The sequence below is a fragment of the Ralstonia flaminis genome (assembly GCF_958415495.1).
GTDB lineage: Bacteria > Pseudomonadota > Gammaproteobacteria > Burkholderiales > Burkholderiaceae > Ralstonia > Ralstonia flaminis.
On record NZ_CATZLL010000023.1, the window covers coordinates 23,056 to 40,303 of the forward strand.

Sequence of the window (17,248 nt, forward strand, 5' to 3'; positions counted from 1 at the left end):
ATAGGACCAGCAGGAGGGGGGTGCCAACGCCTCGATTTAGGCGGGCACTTCCAAACAAGAACACCCGTGGCATGGCGCGCACGGGCGGGAAAAGCGCTGGTGATTGAAACCGGCGTTTTACTAACGATCGTTCGATTTTGGTGCGATGCAAACACGCACGCTGCCTGACAAGCGCCGCAACTAGCACATCAGGCAGCACGTTCGCCTTACGCCGCGCCGGTCGGCGTATCGATGACGATGGCGCGGAAGTCGTTGACGTTGGTCAGCGTCGGGCCGGTGATGACGGAGTCGCCAAGTGCCTGAAAGAAGCCATGGCCGTCGTTGTTGTCGAGGCTCTTGCGCGGTTGAATGCCGGCTGCCCACGCACGGGCAAGCGTGTCGGGCGAGATGATGGCACCGGCAATCTCTTCGGCGCCGTCCACGCCGTCGGTATCACCGGCAATGGCGTGCACGCCGGGCAGCCCGTCCAGCGCCACGGCCAGCGAGAGCAGGAACTCCACGTTGCGCCCGCCGCGGCCGCTGCCCGTGACGGTGACAGTCGTCTCGCCACCCGACAGCAGCACACACGGCGTCTTGAACGGCTGGCCGCGCTGTACCACCTGACGCGCGATACCGGCCATCGCCAGGCCCAGGTCGCGTGCCTCACCTTCCAGGCTGTCGCCGAGAATGTACGGTGTGTAGCCCGCCGCCTCCGCCACCTTTGCTGCAGCCTCCAGTGCAATCTGCGGTGCCGTGATGATGCGTGTGGTGATGTTCTGCAGGCGTACGTCGCCCGGCTTGATGCTTTCTGCTTCCTCCTTGGCGAGGAATGCGCGCACGTTGTTGGGCACAACAATCCGATAGCGCTCGATGATCGCCAGAGCGTCTGCACGCGTGGTCGGATCGGCCACCGTGGGGCCGGAAGCAATGTCGACCGGGTTGTCACCCGGCACGTCGGAAATCAGCAGCGTCACCACACGCGCCGGATGGCAGGCCGCCGCCAGCCGCCCGCCCTTGACCTGCGACAGGTGGCGCCGCACGCAATTCATCTCGGCAATGTTGGCGCCGCTCTTGAGCAGCGCTGCGTTCACGGCCTGCTTGTCGGCCAGGCTGATGCCCTCGCCCGGCGCCACCAGCAGCGCCGAACCGCCGCCGGAAATCAATGCGATAACGAGGTCGTCTTCGGTCAGCCCCGACACCAGTTGACGCACGCGCGCCGTGGCCTCCAAGCCCGCCGCGTCAGGCACCGGGTGTGCGGCTTCGACAATCTCGATACGCTCGCACGGCACGGCATAGCCGTAGCGTGTGACGACCAACCCTTCGAGCGGCCCAGGCCAATGCGCTTCAAGCGCCTGGGCCATGGCTGCCGATGCCTTGCCCGCACCGATGACGATGGTCCGGCCCTTGGGCGCCGGCGGCAGATGCTGCGCCAGACAGAGCGACGGCTGGGCGCTGGCCACAGCGGCATCGAACATGGCACGCAGCAGCGCGGGTTGGTTGGCGGGGGACGTGGGTTGCATGAGACGCCTCGAACGGGTTGAACAGGTTGGAGGCAGTCTACGGAGCGGCGCGCAAGTCGCCTATTGGAGAATCTTCAAGACCGCCTGAACGCGCAGGAAACCCTGATGGAGCAACGCCTTGCGGCTGACGGTCAGGATTCCTGTCCGGACAAACCCTAGGATGGAATGCCCGATTCAGGCGACGTCCGCTTCGGGTTGCCAGATCATCGGCAAGGTTGCCAGCAGGGCCTGCACCATGGGGTTGTCCGCACTGGCACGACGATGCAGCAGGCACAGCGGGCATGGCAGACGGGCGCCATCCCAAATGACGGCCTGGCCGCTCTGCACCATGCCGGCGGCCAGGCGCTCGCGCATGATCCCCAGGGCCACACCGGACTGCACCAGTTCAATCATCGACGCCTCCTGATCGGCCTCGACGACGGTGTTGTGCGACAGGCCGCGTTCAGCAAACATCTGCGCGACCATGCCGTGCTGCGAGCTGCCGGCGGGCGTCGCCAGCCACGGCATGGCGGCAAGCTCCTGCAGGCTGGCTCCGCGCAGCTTGGCCTCCCACGCGGCGGGCGCCACCACCACGTAGTGCTCCACGGCAAGCGGGTGCACGGTGATCTCCGGATCGTGCAAGGTGCCCAGGTAAAAACCGGCATCGATCTGGCCATCACGCAGCATCTGCAGCACGCTGCCGGAAATGCCATGCGCCAGCGTCACGTCGATGTGCGGATAGAACTGCAGCAGCGCCGCCAGCAGCGGCCCCAGGCGGATCGACTCCGGATCGATGATCGTGCCCAGGCGCAACACACCGGACACATTGCCGCGCAGCGACGATGCCAGTGCGGCCATCTCCTGTGTGGCGTCCACCACGCGCCCGGCAATCGGCAGCAAGCGCCGGCCCGCTGCGGTGACGGGCATGCCGGTGGGCGTGCGGTCGAACAGCAGCACGCCCAGCTCATCCTCCAGCCCCTTGATCTGCTTGGAGATGGCGGACTGCGTCAGATGCAGCTGCTCCGCAGCCCGTGCGAGCTGGCCCGTGCGTGCAACAGCGAGTACGGCCTTGAGTTGATAGAGTTCCATGGGGCAGCGTCAAATGGCCGATCGTGGATCAGTGTGACGCCGTCACAAACGCCCTCACCGCATCCAGCACCGTGGCTTCCTGCTCCCGATGCGGCACGTGACCGCAGCGCTGCAGCAACGCCAGCCGAGCCGGCGCGCCGGCCAAGGTCACGATGCGCTCGGGCTGCGCGGTCGAGCCATACTCGTCTTCCGTGCCGTGCATGGCGAGCACCGGGCAGCGGACACCCAGCAGTTCTTCATCCAGGCACCAGTCGGCAAACGCGGGTGACAACCACGTGCTGACCCAGGCATCCAAGACCCAATGTGCCTTGTCACCGTGATACCGCTCCAGGCGTGACATCTGGCCGGGCTCGGCAAACTGGGCCTGGGCCGTGCGGATGCCCTCGCGCGTCTGCGCTTCGACAAATGCTTGCGCAGACTCGGTAATCAGCCCAACGCAACGGTCCGGATACGCGGCAGCAATCGACACCGCCATGCCGCCACCCACACTGTGGCCAAAGGCAATGAAACGCTCCACGCCAAGCTGGTCGATCAGGGCAGAAAAGCCGGTATGCGCTTCCTGGCGGATGAAATCCGCACCGATCGGGCCCCGGTGCGGATCCGACTGGCCGAAACCTAGGCGATCGTAGGCAATCACCGCACGCCCGGTCGCCTGCGCCAAGCGCTGCGGAAAATCGCGCCATAGCTCAACGCAGCCGAGCGAGTCATGCAGCAGCACGATGGGCGGCAACACGGCGCCATCCGCCGTGCCACCCCAACGCTTGGCATAGAGACGGCCGTTGACGGTGGTGATCCATGTCTCGGCAGCGTCCAGGGAGAGCGACTCCGTCATATTCGCGTCAGCTTCAGAACACGCGATCGAGCCAGCCATGCGGATCCGGTGCGCGGCCGTTCTGCAGGTCGACCAGCGCGGCCTTCAGCTTGGTGGTCAACTCGCCCGCACCACCATTACCGATGGTGAAGTTGTGCTTGTGGCCCTTGACCTTGCCGATGGGCGTAACCACGGCGGCGGTACCGCACGCAAAGGCCTCACGCAGACGGCCGCTCCGGGCGTCAGCCTGCCATTGGTCGATGGAATACGGCTCTTCACGCACGGTCAGGCCCATGTCGCGTGCCAGGGTGATCAGCGAATCGCGGGTGATGCCCGGCAGAATCGTGCCCGTGAGCGGCGGCGTCTGCAGCGAGCCGTCTTCAAAGACGAAGAACACGTTCATGCCGCCGAGTTCTTCAATCCAACGGCGCTCCACCGCATCGAGGAAGACCACCTGGTCGCAGCCCTCGCGCGTGGCTTCAGCCTGGGCGACCAGGCTGGCGGCGTAGTTGCCGCCGCACTTGGCTTCGCCCGTACCGCCGGGCGCGGCGCGCGTGTAGCTGTCGGACACCCAGATCGTGACCGCCGCCGATGCGCCGCCCTTGAAGTACGCGCCCACCGGGCAGGCAATCACGCAATAGAGATACTCCGCTGCGGGCTTCACGCCCAGGGCGACCTCGGTCGCCATCATGAACGGCCGCAGATACAGCGCCGAGCCCTCGCCCGACGGAATCCACTCGCGATCCAGTCGCACCAGTTCACGCACAGACGCCAGAAACAGATCCTCAGGCAACGATGGCATCGCTAGACGCTTGGCGGAGTTCTGGAAGCGGCGCGCATTGGCGTCGGGGCGGAACAGCGCACCACCGCCGTCCGGCAGCCGATACGCCTTCATGCCCTCGAAAATTTCCTGCGCGTAGTGAAACACCTGCATGGCCGGATCGGACGGGATAACACCGCGCGGGCCGACCTTCGCGTCGTGCCAGCCTTTGCCCTCGGTGTAACGGATGGTGGCCATGTGGTCGGTGAACACGCGGCCGAAGGCCGGGTTTTCAAGGCGGCGCGCGCGCTCATCCGCCGGAACAGGGTTCGGGTTCTTTTCGATCGAAAGGGTCGATTCGACAACGTTGTTCATACCGTCTCCATGGGGTGCGAGGGGCGCAAAAACGCCCAAACCGCTATTTTGCGCCATCGGCGGTGCAATTGGGTTGCGTATTTCGGCAACCCTTGTTTCCATGGCCGGCGGCGTACCCGCCCCGTTGTGGTCACTAACCAGAGCGGGGACCCGGGGCAGAGCGAGGCCGGAATCCAAAAAAAAGGCCGCCCCGACGTCAATCGGAGCGGCCTTTTCGGGCCTTAGCTGACCAGCAGTTGGTCAGCGCCGTTGTTGCGGCGCATTAGAACAGGTGGCGCAGCGCGACGCGCACGACCGTCTGGCTTGTGGTGGACGAGGGCCCCGCCGTGCCCACGATGTACGCCTGGTCAAGCACCGACCCCGTCTTGCCGCCTGCCACGTGCTGGTACACGGTCTGCAGGTAGATGTCTGTTCGCTTGGAGAAGTTGTAATCGGCCATCAAGCCGACCGAATGGATCTTCTGTTGCGGGCTGGCGGTCGAGGCGTCGTACTTGCCCAGCGTCAACACGTACTGACCACCCACGAAGAACGCTGGCGTGAACTGGTACTTGGCGTTCACCTCGAAGTTCTGATACTTGATCGCGCCCAGCGTTGCACCCGGGGCGATGATGTCACCGGGCGTGCCGAGATAGCCGTTGCCGGTGGGGTTTTGGTAGTTCGAGTTCGTGTAGACGAACCCCACGGTGGTGGGCCCCAGTGTGTAGTTCACGCCCGCGCCAAACACGCGCATGCGCTGTGCCATGAAGCTCGCATCATTGGTGGCGAGTGCACCGACGTCGGTCATGCCGGGCTGGTCAACCTGCATGTATGCGGCGCCCAGGGCAAGGCCACCGTTGTTGTACTTCGCGCCCACGCTATAGGCACGGTTGGCCACAAAGTTGGTGCTGTTGCTGAAGGCATACGCGCCGCCAAACTGGAAGCCGTTGAAATCCGGGCTGGCGTACTTGATCGACTGGCTCAGGCGAAACGAGTTGTCGGTGTTGTCGTTGTCATACGGGTGCGCCAGCAGCCAGCCGCTCCAGTTACCGTTTGTTGTGAGCGGCGCCACGTAGTTGACCACCGAGTCGTACTGACGGCCCAGCGTGACCGTCCCCCACTCGTTGCCGCTCACGCCCACGTAGGCCTGGCGGCCAAACATCCGCCCGCCTTGTGCCGCGGCACCGTTGCTGATATTGAAGCCGTTTTCCAGTTGGAAGATGGCCTTGTTGCCACCGCCCAGATCCTCGCTGCCTTTGATGCCCCAACGGCTGCCGTAGGCGTAACCGCTGGCCAACTCGAAGAGGTGGTTGCCCCCCGTGTTGTTCGTGTAGTTGATGCCTTCGTCCAGGATGCCGTACAGCGTGACACTGCTTTGCGCGAAAACGGGGCTCGCGCAGCAAGCGGAAGCGGCCAGGGTGATGAGATGCTTCTTCATTGTGGTCTCCAACGACATTGGCAAATGCTGTTCCGGTGCCAAGCGGCACAGGGATCGCCGATCTGCCTTTCTTTTAGGGATAGGCGGCGGCAACAGCGCCGCCTCGGGGTTGACTGCCGTGGGGCACACCTGCGTGCCGCACGGCCATACGGCGACACAGCGTGTAGCTACACCACCGCTGCTTCGCGCGCCTCAGCCGGCGCGGTTGCCGTGCGTTGTGCATCGCGCAGAATCAGGCCTGCGCCCTTCTCGGCCACCATCATCGTCGGCGCGTTGATGTTGCCGGCAGTGATGTTCGGGAAGATCGAGGCATCGACGATCCGCAAGCCTTGCAGCCCGTGCACGCGCAGCGAGGCGTCGACGACCGACGTGGCGGCATCCGGGCCCATGGCACACGATCCGCACAGGTGATAGATCGAACCCGACTGCTCGCGGAAGTACTGCAGCAGCGCCTCGTCAGACGTGACCTGCGGCCCCGGCGAGATCTCCTCGGCAGTCATCGCCTTCAACGCAGGTGCACGCATCAGCGAGCGGATCACCTTGCTGCCCTGCACAGCTTCTTCCAGATCCTTTTGCGTCGTCAGCGCGTTGATGTGGATCTTCGCCGCGTCTTCCGCGCGATTCGACACAATCTCGATCGTGCCGCGGCTCGTCGGCCGACACGGGTTGAACGCGATCAGGAAGCCCGAATATGGCTCCGGCTCGATGTTCGCGTGCTCGCTCTTCGGAATCCGGTACGACAGCGGGTTGAAGTAGAGCTGGATGTTCGGCTCCAGCACATCCGGTGAACCGCGGAAGAAACCGCCCGCCTGGTTCACACTCATGGCGAGCGGACCACGCTTGCTCAGCAGGTAGCGCAGGCCGATCTTCATCTTGCCGAAGAGCGTGCCCATCTCGTCATTGAGCGTTGGCCGATTGGCCTTGAAGTAGAAGCTCACGCATAGGTGGTCCTGCAGGTTGCGGCCCACAGCAGGCAGCGCGTGCACGAGCGGCACGCCATGGCGGCCCAGCAGCGTAGGATCGCCCACGCCCGAGAGTTGCAACAGCTTGGGCGTATCCACCGCGCCGGCTGCCATGATCACTTCGCACGTCGCGGCGATCGTCTCATCGCCATGTTGGCCAGCCACCACTACGCCAACAGCGCGCTTGCCCTCAAACTGCACGCGACGCACCAGGGTGCTGGAGCGGACCGTCAGGTTCGGCCGGCTTTCCGCCGGGCGCAGATAGGCAAAGCTGCTGGAGCAACGCTCGCCGTTCTTCGTGTTCAGATCGTAGATGCCCGCGCCTTCAAAATTCGCGCCGTTGAAATCATTGGTGCGCGGCAGCTTCAACTGCTCGCAACCCTTCAGGAACTCGTGCACGATCGGGTGCACGTCGTTCTTCATCGACGTGATATGGATCGGCCCCGTGGCTCCGTGATGCTGCGGGTCGGTTGCCGCGGCCGCGTGCGTCTCCAGCTTGCGGAAGTACGGCAGCACGTCGTCGTACCCCCAGCCTGGATTGCCGGCGGCGGCCCAATCGTCATAGTCGCTGCGCTGGCCGCGCACGTAGACCATGGCGTTGATCGAACCCGAGCCGCCCACGACCTTGCCGCGCGGGCAATACAGTTGGCGGTTGGCAAGCTGCGCTTCGGGCTCGCTGTAGTACATCCAGTTATAGCGGCGGTTGTAGTACGTCTTGGTAAAACCAACGGGCACCTTGAACCAGAAGGAGCTGTCGCGCTCGCCTGCTTCAAGCAGCAGCACCGAGTGCTTGCCCGATTCACTCAGACGGTTTGCCAGAATGCAGCCTGCTGAACCCGCGCCGACGATGATGTAGTCGTAAGTCATGTTGCGCCCCATCCAGTCAGCCCTTGGCAGGCGCCAAGTCCTTCACGTCGACGGGCTTCTCGCCCATCTGCAGGTGCAGCCGCTGGCCCGTGTACGGTGTGTTCGCACGCACAACGTCCATGTTCAGTTCGATGCCCAGGCCCGGCTCGCTCGACGGGATGATGTAGCCGTCTTCCCAGCGGATCGGCGTCTTGACGACTTCGGCGTGGAAGCCGCCCCACGTCATGATGCTTTCCTGGATCAGGAAGTTGGGCGTGCAGGCCGCAAGCTGGATACTCGCGGCGGCGCCCACCGGGCCGTTATATAGGTGCGGTGCGATCTGCGCGTAGTGCACCTCGGCCAGCGTGGCGATCTTCTTGGCTTCCAGTAGGCCGCCAACACGCGCCACGTTCAATTGAATGATGGAGGCAGCGCCCGCTTGCAGCAGCTTGTGGAACTCGTACTTGGTGGTCAGGCGCTCGCCGGTGGCAATAGGAATCGATGTGTGCTGGGCGATGGTGGCCATGGCCTCTTCCTGGCCCGGCGGCACCGGCTCTTCAAACCACAGCGGGTCGTACTTCTCCAGGCGCTTGGCCAGGCGGATAGCCGACGACGGCACCATCTGGCCGTGCGTGCCGAACAGCAGATCAGCCTTGCTGCCAACCGCCTCACGTACGCGGCGGCAGAACAGCTCGCAGCGGTCGAGCACTTCCATCGACAGTTGGTGACCTGAGTACGCCGTGTACGGGCCAGCCGGATCGAACTTGACTGCCGTGAAGCCAAGCTTCACGTTCTCGGCCGCGCACTCTGCAGCGAGGTCCGGATCGTCGTAGTCGTATTCGCCTTGCGCGTTCTTCGGGTACAGGTACGTGTACGAACGCAGGCGATCGTGAATCTTGCCGCCGAGCAGTTCATACACCGGCTTGTTGGCCGCCTTGCCGACAATGTCCCAGCAGGCCATTTCCAGACCACTGACGACACCCATCATCGTCAGATCCGGGCGCTGCGTGAAGCCGCTCGAATAGCACTGGCGGAACAGGCGCTCGACGTGGTGCGGGTCGTGGTTGAGCAGATGACGCTCGAACACGTCTTCAATGATCGGCACCATCGCCTTCGGGCCGAACGTCGCCGAATAGATTTCACCAACGCCTTCGATACCGTCATCGGTCTTCAGTTTGACGAAGATCCAATACATCCCGCCGACATGCGGCGGCGGCACAGCAACGATGTGGGTTTCAAGCGAAACGATCTTCATACGGACTCCTTGCGGTTGAGGCGGTATTTGAGGAACGCGGCGGCGCCTGCGCCACAGAGCGCGATGGCCGTGATGTAGCCAAAGTAGAGTTGGTAGCCGGATGCACCAGGGTGGTGCTGCGTCACGTAGCCGTTGATGAGCGGCAGGAAGATGTCCGGCGAATAGCCGAGCACCGAGATCAGGCCGATCGCAAGCCCCGCGCAGTGCGTGGGCACCTTGCAGTCGTCCAGCAGCGACCAATACAGGCCACGGATCGCATAAGTCAGGATGCCGATGAACAGCACCAGCACGACGAGCATCGCCTGTGGGCTGTGCGGCGGCGCGAGGATCAACCCGACGAGCGAAAGCGCCGCGAACACCAGTGCCCAGAACAGCACGGAGACCTTCGAGAGACGGTCACCCAGGAAGCCACCACCGATGCCACCGATCGGGCGCATCCACAGCTTGAGCGTGGTGATGAAGCCGGCCGCTGTCGCACTCAACCCGAAGTTGCCTTCGTGCAGATACGCCGAGAAACTGTAGGTGGCCCAGAACACCTGATAGCCGCAGAACACGATGGCGGCAACGAGCCACAGCTCGGGAATCGCCGCAAGTGTTTTCAGGTCAGTCAGCACGCTGCCTTCGCGGTGCTTGGCCGCCTTCACCTGGCCTGCGCGCACAGGCTCCTTCACCAGCGCGAGCAACACGCCCAGCGCGATACAGAAGAACGCGTACAGGTGCACGACCAGCCGGAAGCCTTCGGCTTCGGTGCCGTTGCGTGTTTGCGTAACGTAGGCGAACAGCGAGATGGCGATGGTCGCCAGCAACGCTTCGATCAGGCCGCGGCCGCCATCCAGCAGGCCGAAGAAGCGACCCTGCTCGTCCTGGCTGGCGATGAGGTTCACGCGCTTCATCACGGCAGCCCAGAAGGTGAGCCCGGTCGTCAGGCCCCAGCCGCAGAAGATGATCATCAGCGTGTCGAACGACGGGCCCGTTGCGTAGAGCAACCCGAGCGCGCCGGTGGCAAGCAACGAAAAGCAGATCAGCCAGCGCGGCGACATGCGGTCGGCCAGCCAGCCGCTGGGCAGGTAGCTGATGAAGAAGATGGTACCGAGCGCGGAATACAGATAACCGAGTTGCGCGTCGTCGATGTGGAAGAACGCGAGCATCGTCGGCTGGTACACCTGCCGGAGATACAACATCGGATAGATCGCGCCTGCGGCAATCACCAGCAGCAGCAGTTGCAGATAGCGCTGCGTGCGTGAACTGCTTGATGTGCGTGTATCAGTTGAGGCCCCCAGCGATGGGGCGGTTGTCGACGATTGAGTCGGCATGGTGTCGTCCTCCATCAGACTTCCGATGTGGAGGTCTGCAGATCTTGTTTTGTCGTGATTTGGGGAACGGCGCGCGTGCTGCGGCGCGCGCCGGAAACAGGACGCCCGCCCCGTCAGTACTTCATGACGACGAGGCGCGTTTGCGTGAACTCGAGCATCCCGTGCTTGCCGTCGTCGCCGCCCAGGCCCGAGCGTTTCCAACCCGCGTGGTAGCCCTGGTACGGGTCTGCCGGCGTGCGGTTGACGTACAGCTCACCCGATTCGATCGCGTTCGCAACCTTCATCGCGTTGCGATAGTTCTCGGTGTAGAGCACCGATGCCAGGCCGAACTGGTGGTCGTTCGCCAAGGTGATGGCTTCGTCAATGGTCGAGTAGCGCAACACCGGCAGGATCGGGCCGAATGTTTCCTCCTGCACGATCTCCATGTCCTGGCGGACGCCGGTCAGCAGTGTGGCCGGATAGAAGAAGCCGGCGCCTTCCGGAATGACACCGCCCGTTTCGAGCGTTGCACCGGCGGCAATCGCGCGTTCAACCATGCCGTGAATCTGCATGCGCGCCGAGGCGCTGACGAGCGGCCCCATGCGTGACGGATCGACTGCGCGGTCGCCAATCTGCACAGCCGCCATCTTTTCCTTGAGCAGCGCGACAAAGCGATCGTGCACGCTGTCATGCACGTAAATGCGCTCAATGGCAGTGCAGCGCTGACCGCAGTGCGCCGTCTTTGCCGCGACCAGATCGGCGGCGGCGCGGTCAAGATCGGCATCAGGCTCGATGATCGCGGGCGTCTTGCCGCCCAGCTCGAGCGACGGCCGTGCAATGTTCGCCTTGCAGTAGTCGAGCACCTTGCGGCCGGCGTTCACGCTGCCCGTGAGCGTGATCATGCCGACGGCCGGATGCGTGCACAGCGCCTCGGCAGTGGCGTGGTCCATCGTCAGGATGTTGATCACGCCCGGGGGGAAACCTGCGTCTTCCACAGCCTTCGCAATCTCGAAGGCCGACACCGGCGTGTTGTTGCTCGGGCGCACGACGACCGTGTTGCCGGTGATCAGCGCCGGCGCGACCTTGCGCAGCAGCGTGTAGACGGGGTAGTTGAATGGGATCAGACAGGCGACAACGCCAATAGGCTCGCGCTGCAAGAACAGGTTTTCATCAGGCGTGTCGCTGGGGATGACTTCGCCTTCGATGCGGCGTGCCCATTCTGCGTGATAGCGCGTGATCTGGGCCGCGTAGACGGCTTCGTTTGAGGCGTCTTCGACGCTCTTGCCGGATTCCTGCGCGAGCGCTGCTCCGATTTCCGGAGCGCGTGCGGTCAATGCATCGGCGAGCTTGTGCAGGTAGGCCGCGCGCTCGGTGCTGGGCAGCTTGCGCCATGCCTTCTGCGCGGCCGCGGCCACGTCGACTGCAGCGATGGCTTCGTTGGCCGTAACAGCGTGCACACGGGCAAACGGCGCCTCGGTGGCGGGGTTCTTAACAACGATGAACGTGTCGCTTTCGGAAGCGACGAACTGACCGTTGACGTAGTTGCGTTCGGTACGCATGCAGAGGCTCCTCCGAGTGGACGGGCGGAGCGCTTCGACTGGCGTCCCCCGTTGCTGGACTGGAGCGCATTCTGTGCATGCGACAAACGCACGACAAACGACTTATTCGCGCACGTAACATGCAAAAAACTCATGTTTATCCGCGAATCTTCTGGAAACCCAGACAGTGCAAGGGAGCGCATTCGTGTGCTGCATCACAGCATGGACGTGCGCCCAGCAGCATTTTCCGACTGGTCCTAAAGCCGGGCCCAACTACGGCGGATAAGGGCTTGCCCTTTCAGCGTCGCGACGGCGGTGACGAGGGCTCGAGATGGCGCTTGGCCAACCACACTTCCTGCTGCAACCATTCGCGAAACTGCACGATGTGCGGCAGGTTGGTCTGCTCCGGGCGCGTCACAAACCAATACGATTGATGACCATCCACATGCACGTTGAGCACCTGCATCAACTGGCCTGCCGCAAGCTCGCGGGCGACCATGTGGCGATCGGCAATGGCAATGCCAAGCCCATCGATGGCGGCGCGGATCACGTGGTCAAGCAGGTCGAATTCGTAGCCGCCGCTGGTGTCGACGCCGGTGATGCCGGCCTCCTTCAACCAGTGCTGCCAGGTCAGGTAGCGCTGATCGTCGGTCGCGAGCACATGCAGCAGCGTGAAGCGGTTCAGGTCGATGGGCTCACTGCCCTGCCGCAGCCTCGCATACAGCGCCGGTGAACAGACGGCAATGTGTTGCTCCTGCATCAGCAACACGTTGTCAAAGCCATCCCACTCGCCATCACCAAAGCGGATGGCGCAATCGAGCACGCGTGACTCTCCCAGGCTGTCGTGGATGCGCGTGGTAAGACTGAGCTCGGATTCGGGATAGGCCTCGCATAGCCGCCCCAGGCGCGGCATGAACCAGCGCACAGCAAAGGTCGGCGGCACATTCACGCGCAGCCGGTTCAGGTGCGTTTTCTCCTGCAGGCTGCGCACCGTCAACTCGATCTTGTCGAACGACTGCTGCAGCGCGTGCAGCAGCACGCGGCCGGCCGCCGTCAGCTCCAGCTGATGATGGCGGCGCTCGAGCAGGGATTCACCGAGCTGGCTTTCGAGCTGCCGGACTTGGCGGCTCACCGCGCTTTGCGTCACGTTGAGCAGTTCCGCCGCACGCGTAAAGCTGCCGGTGCGACCGGCCATTTCAAAGGCTTTGAGCGCATTCAGCGCCGGCATCTTGCGTCTCACGGGGCGGGAGCATTCAGTGTCGGAAGGCGTATTGTAGGGTCAGCCCGCGTGCTCGGCATGGGCGATCCCCCCATCGAAGTAGCCGACTGCCGCGCGATGAAGATGGCTGACGGCTGCCAGTCAGTATTTTCAGACACGTCTCAATGCTGAACGGGGGCAAAGCGAATATGGTCTGGCCGCGCCAGTACAGTGGCGATACCAACGACACCGGACGGGACCGCTCAAGTGGCGTGCCACACTGCGGATCGGCAGCCATCAATGCGTGCATCGCGGATGCACCGACCAGCCATCAGGACCTGAGCCCCGCACGAATCCAAACCAAGGGAACACCATGCGACGTTTGCCATCGCTCATCGCCCTGCGATTTTTTGAGGAAACCGCGCAGCACCTGAGCTTCAGCCGCGCGGCAACGTCGCTGTGCGTTACCCAGAGCGCAGTCAGCCGGCAGATCCGGCTGCTGGAGGATGCACTTGGCGCACAGCTCTTCGAGCGTGACCACAAAGGCGTGTCGTTGACCGATGCGGGACAGCGCCTGTTGCCATTCGTGGAGCAGGCATTCGACGCCATCGAACATGGCATCGGCGAAATTGCCGTCGAGCGCCCAGAAACAAAACAGCGCCTCACGGTGTCGCTGCCGCCCACACTTGCGACCCAGTGGTTCTCGCCGCGCCTCGGTACGCTGTCAGAGGCCCAACCGGATGTTGAACTGTCGATCCGCACGACCGCCACGGACGACTGCGATTGCCACATCCGCTTCGGACGCGCAGCACAGACCGGCATGCATTCGGAACTGCTGATGATGGAACGGCACGCCCTGGTCGGCGCACCACGCTTGGCAGATGAGCCGCTGGACAGGCTACTCGCCAGGCTGCCGCCGCTGCACGTGCTGCATGAAGGCAAGCGCCTGACGATGTGGGCGGACTGGTGCGCGCAGGCAGGCATCCCGTTCAAGCGCATGGGCGACGGCATCGAATTTTCAACACTCGAACAAGCGATTCATGCAGCGCGCAAGGGCGCAGGGCTTGCCATCGTCGATGTGAACATGATTGAAGAGGAAATCGGCGAAGGCAGCCTGGTACAGCTCTCGCCGGAGCAAGTGGTCGGGCCATTCGGCTATTGGCTCGACGTTGCGCCGGAGAACGTCGCGGCCGAACATGTGCGCGCGTTCACCGCATGGTTGCGGGAGCAAGTGGCAGAGCGGGCCAGACCGGAAAACGCTCCACCACGTATGTGCTGATGCCTCAGTGGCCCGCCGCCTGGTTGAGCGTCAGGTGCTTCGTCTCGGGTGCCCACGCAATCGACACAATCATTCCAACGAGCAACACACCGGCAAGCGCAAACATCGTCGCCTGAAAGCCGAGCGTCGTGATGCCCACCGGCAGCAGGAACGTGCCGACAGCCGAACCCAGCCGGCTGCACGCAACCGAAAGGCCAACGCCGCTTGCCCGCACTTCCGTCGGAAAGCACTCAGGCGGAAACACGCCAACGAGGTTGCTAAATGCCGACATGGTGAGCGTGAAGATGGCGAACGCGATGATCATGGCAACCGACGCGGTGGACGGCAGCAGCGCCAGCGCCAGCAGCGACACACAGGTCACGGCAAACGAACCGATCAGGAAACCGCGCCGCGACAGCACGATCGTGAGCCAGATGCCGATCAAAGCACCCAACACAAGAAAACCGTTGAGCAGCAGATCCGTGCCAAAGCCTTGTGACAGACCGATCGTCCAGAGGATCGTCGGCAAGAACGTGTAGATCGCGAAGTACGGGATCACCAGGCACATGAAGAACACGCAATTGAAGATCGTGCGGCGAATCAGATCCGGCTGGAACAGGCGCCCGAAACCCGCGTTCTCATGACGTTCACCCACGCCGTCCAGCACCACATTCGGGCCAAAGAGCTTCGTTACGATGTCACGGGCTTCTTTTACGCGGCCCTTGCCGGCAAGCCAGCGCGGCGATTCCGGCGTGCCCATGCGCAGGAGCAGGATGATTGCAGCAGGCAACGCGGCCGAGGCCAGCAACCAGCGCCAGGAATCTGGCGTGGCGTGCGCGTAGACCATGCCGAGCACGTTGGCGATGACGTAGCCCACGGTCCAGATCACACTGAACGAACCCAGCAAAACCCCACGATGCTTGCGCGGCGAGAATTCGGCCAGGATCGCATGGCCAACCGAGAAGTCACCGCCCATCCCGATGCCAATCAGGATACGCAGCAGCAACAGCTCCATCGGTGACGTCACGAAGAACTGCGCTGCCGAAGCGAGGGTGATGATCAGGAAGCTCGTCAGGAAAATCTTCTGACGGCCCATGATGTCGGACAAGCGGCCAAACAGGAGGCTACCCAGGAAGATGCCGATCAGCGCGGAGCTGCCAAGCAGCCCCATCCAGAACGGATCAAGCGGCATCTGCGTGCCCATGGCGCTGAGCGCGTAACCAACAGTACCCAGCACGTAGCCTTCGGTCAGGTGCGCGCCGAACGTCAGTCCAGCAATCTTGATATGGAAGCGGTTCAGCGGCACATCGTCGAGGTTGACCCGACCTTGCGGGCGTTCAACCGCAGATGACTGCGGCATCGCGCCGTCCGCCACATACTGAGCATTCGACTGGCTCATGGCTCCTCCTGAATTCTTATGGGTGATGCGTGGGCGTGGGGCGCCCCGCCAAGGGGAAACGGGCGCCGCGCAGCCAGACAAGGTGCGCGGCGCAATCGCTGGGGAAGCGACTTAACGGCCGAGACCGGCCATCAGCGTGTACTTGAGCTCGACGTACTCGTCGATGCCGTACTTCGAGCCTTCACGGCCGAGGCCGGATTGCTTCACGCCGCCAAAGGGGGCGACCTCGGTGGAGATAATGCCGTCGTTGACGCCAACCATGCCGCTTTCCAGCGCGCCCGAGACACGCCATGCGCGACCGAGGTCACGCGTATAGAAGTACGCGGACAGGCCAAACGGGGTGTCGTTGGCAACGGCAATCGCTTCTTCCTCGGTCTGGAAGCGGAAGCACGCGGCGACCGGGCCGAAGGTTTCCTCTTCCGCGATCAGCATATCGGGCGTCATGCCCGTCAGCACGGTCGGCTCGTAGAACGTGCCGCCGAGCGCGTGACGCTTACCACCCGTAACTGCCGTGGCACCCTTGGCTGTTGCATCGGCAACGTGCACCTCCACCTTGGCGAGTGCTGCCGAGTTGATCAATGGCCCCTGATCGACATCGCCCGTGAGCGCATTGCCCACACGCAGCTTCCTGACCGCCGCCGCCAGCTTCTGTGTGAACGCGTCATACACGCCGTCTTGCACCAGGAAGCGGTTCACACACACGCAAGTCTGTCCGGTGTTGCGGAACTTGGAAGCCATGGCGCCTTCAACCGCAGCATCGAGATCGGCATCGTCAAACACGATGAACGGTGCGTTGCCGCCCAGCTCCAGCGACAGCTTCTTCAGCGTGTCGGCTGACTGCTTGGCAAGCAGCTTGCCCACCCGCGTCGAGCCTGTGAACGACAGCTTGCGCACGACCTCGGACCCGGTAAGCACCGCACCAATGGCCACCGCATCGCCCGACACGACATTGAAAACCCCGGCCGGCACACCTGCACGCTCGGCCAACACGGCCAGCGCGAATGCCGACAGCGGCGTCTCTTCCGACGGCTTGAGCACCATCGTGCAGCCGGCTGCCAGCGCGGGGCCCGCCTTGCGCGTGATCATCGCCAGCGGGAAGTTCCACGGCGTGATGGCCGCCACCACGCCAATCGGCTCACGGGTGACGACAATCTGCGCGTTCGGCTTCGGGCTCGGAATCACGTCGCCGTACATGCGCTTGGCTTCTTCGGCAAACCATTCCAGGAAGCTCGCGGCATACGCCACTTCGCCCTTGGCTTCAGCCAGCGGCTTGCCTTGCTCGCGCGACATCAGCTCAGCCAGCGCATCGCGGTTCTCGAGCATCAGTTCGCCCCAACGCTTGATGCGTGCGCCGCGCTCCTTGGCGGTGAGCGCGCGCCAGGCGGGCAGCGCGCGCTCGGCGGCATCAATGGCCTGCTGGGTTTCGGCAGCGCCACCCTTTGCAACCTGTGCAATGGCCTCGCCCGTTGCAGGGTTCAGCACCGCGTAGGTGGCTGCGCCGCCCTGCGGCTCGTACCACTCGCCACCAATATAGTGGCCGGTCTTGAGAAATTCGCTCATGGTGTCGTGCTCC

General features: G+C 63.5%; 13 protein-coding genes. 1 reads left to right on the top strand and 12 read right to left on the bottom strand.

The genetic code is table 11. The annotated features are described in order from the left end of the window. Positions 1 to 206: 206 nt before the first annotated feature. The 10 genes from R2N11_RS25210 to R2N11_RS25255 all read right to left on the bottom strand — a co-directional run bounded on the left by R2N11_RS25210 (position 207) and on the right by R2N11_RS25255 (position 13,048). Positions 207 to 1,499, bottom strand: a complete 1,293-nt coding sequence (locus R2N11_RS25210; protein ID WP_316682816.1) for a glycerate kinase type-2 family protein — start codon at positions 1,497 to 1,499, stop codon at positions 207 to 209. 174 nt (positions 1,500 to 1,673) lie between these two features. Next, complete coding sequence (locus R2N11_RS25215) at positions 1,674 to 2,567, bottom strand: LysR family transcriptional regulator (RefSeq protein WP_316682817.1); 894 nt, start codon at positions 2,565 to 2,567, stop codon at positions 1,674 to 1,676. A gap of 28 nt (positions 2,568 to 2,595) precedes the next feature. Then, the gene (locus tag R2N11_RS25220; protein WP_316682836.1) at positions 2,596 to 3,399 is read right to left on the bottom strand and encodes an alpha/beta fold hydrolase; all 804 of its coding nucleotides are present in this window, start codon (positions 3,397 to 3,399) and stop codon (positions 2,596 to 2,598) included. Between the two features lie 13 nt (positions 3,400 to 3,412). Continuing rightward, a complete protein-coding gene (locus R2N11_RS25225) occupies positions 3,413 to 4,513 on the bottom strand; it encodes a branched-chain amino acid aminotransferase (protein WP_316682818.1) in 1,101 nt (366 codons plus the stop codon). 262 nt (positions 4,514 to 4,775) lie between these two features. Further along, on the bottom strand, positions 4,776 to 5,927 hold the full coding sequence (locus R2N11_RS25230; protein ID WP_199029552.1) for a porin: 1,152 nt from the start codon (positions 5,925 to 5,927) through the stop codon (positions 4,776 to 4,778). A 167-nt stretch (positions 5,928 to 6,094) separates the two neighbouring features. Continuing rightward, positions 6,095 to 7,756 carry a GMC family oxidoreductase gene (locus tag R2N11_RS25235; RefSeq protein WP_316682819.1) on the bottom strand — a complete coding sequence of 554 codons (1,662 nt, stop codon included), beginning with the start codon at positions 7,754 to 7,756 and terminating at the stop codon, positions 6,095 to 6,097. A gap of 16 nt (positions 7,757 to 7,772) precedes the next feature. Then, positions 7,773 to 8,990 carry a mandelate racemase/muconate lactonizing enzyme family protein gene (locus R2N11_RS25240; RefSeq protein ID WP_316682820.1) on the bottom strand — a complete coding sequence of 406 codons (1,218 nt, stop codon included), beginning with the start codon at positions 8,988 to 8,990 and terminating at the stop codon, positions 7,773 to 7,775. Further along, positions 8,987 to 10,303: an MFS transporter gene (locus R2N11_RS25245; RefSeq protein WP_316682821.1), complete on the bottom strand. Its 1,317-nt coding sequence runs from the start codon at positions 10,301 to 10,303 to the stop codon at positions 8,987 to 8,989. Before R2N11_RS25245 ends, R2N11_RS25240 begins: the two co-directional genes overlap by 4 nt. Positions 10,304 to 10,416: 113 nt before the next feature. After that, positions 10,417 to 11,841: an aldehyde dehydrogenase gene (gene aldA / locus R2N11_RS25250; protein WP_316682822.1), complete on the bottom strand. Its 1,425-nt coding sequence runs from the start codon at positions 11,839 to 11,841 to the stop codon at positions 10,417 to 10,419. Positions 11,842 to 12,118: 277 nt separating this feature from the next. Continuing rightward, positions 12,119 to 13,048, bottom strand: coding sequence for a LysR substrate-binding domain-containing protein (locus R2N11_RS25255; RefSeq protein ID WP_199029543.1), 930 nt, complete (start codon positions 13,046 to 13,048; stop codon positions 12,119 to 12,121). Positions 13,049 to 13,391: 343 nt separating this feature from the next. Here R2N11_RS25255 and R2N11_RS25260 point away from each other — a divergent pair, with 343 nt between their 5' ends. Beyond that, on the top strand, positions 13,392 to 14,297 hold the full coding sequence (locus tag R2N11_RS25260; protein ID WP_199029541.1) for a LysR substrate-binding domain-containing protein: 906 nt from the start codon (positions 13,392 to 13,394) through the stop codon (positions 14,295 to 14,297). A gap of 4 nt (positions 14,298 to 14,301) precedes the next feature. Here the strand turns inward: R2N11_RS25260 and R2N11_RS25265 are convergent, their stop codons facing one another. Together R2N11_RS25265 and R2N11_RS25270 are read right to left on the bottom strand one after the other, a co-directional pair. After that, a complete protein-coding gene (locus tag R2N11_RS25265; RefSeq protein WP_316682837.1) occupies positions 14,302 to 15,636 on the bottom strand; it encodes an MFS transporter in 1,335 nt (444 codons plus the stop codon). Between the two features lie 150 nt (positions 15,637 to 15,786). Beyond that, the gene (locus R2N11_RS25270) at positions 15,787 to 17,235 is read right to left on the bottom strand and encodes an NAD-dependent succinate-semialdehyde dehydrogenase (protein WP_316682823.1); all 1,449 of its coding nucleotides are present in this window, start codon (positions 17,233 to 17,235) and stop codon (positions 15,787 to 15,789) included. Positions 17,236 to 17,248: the final 13 nt, after the last annotated feature.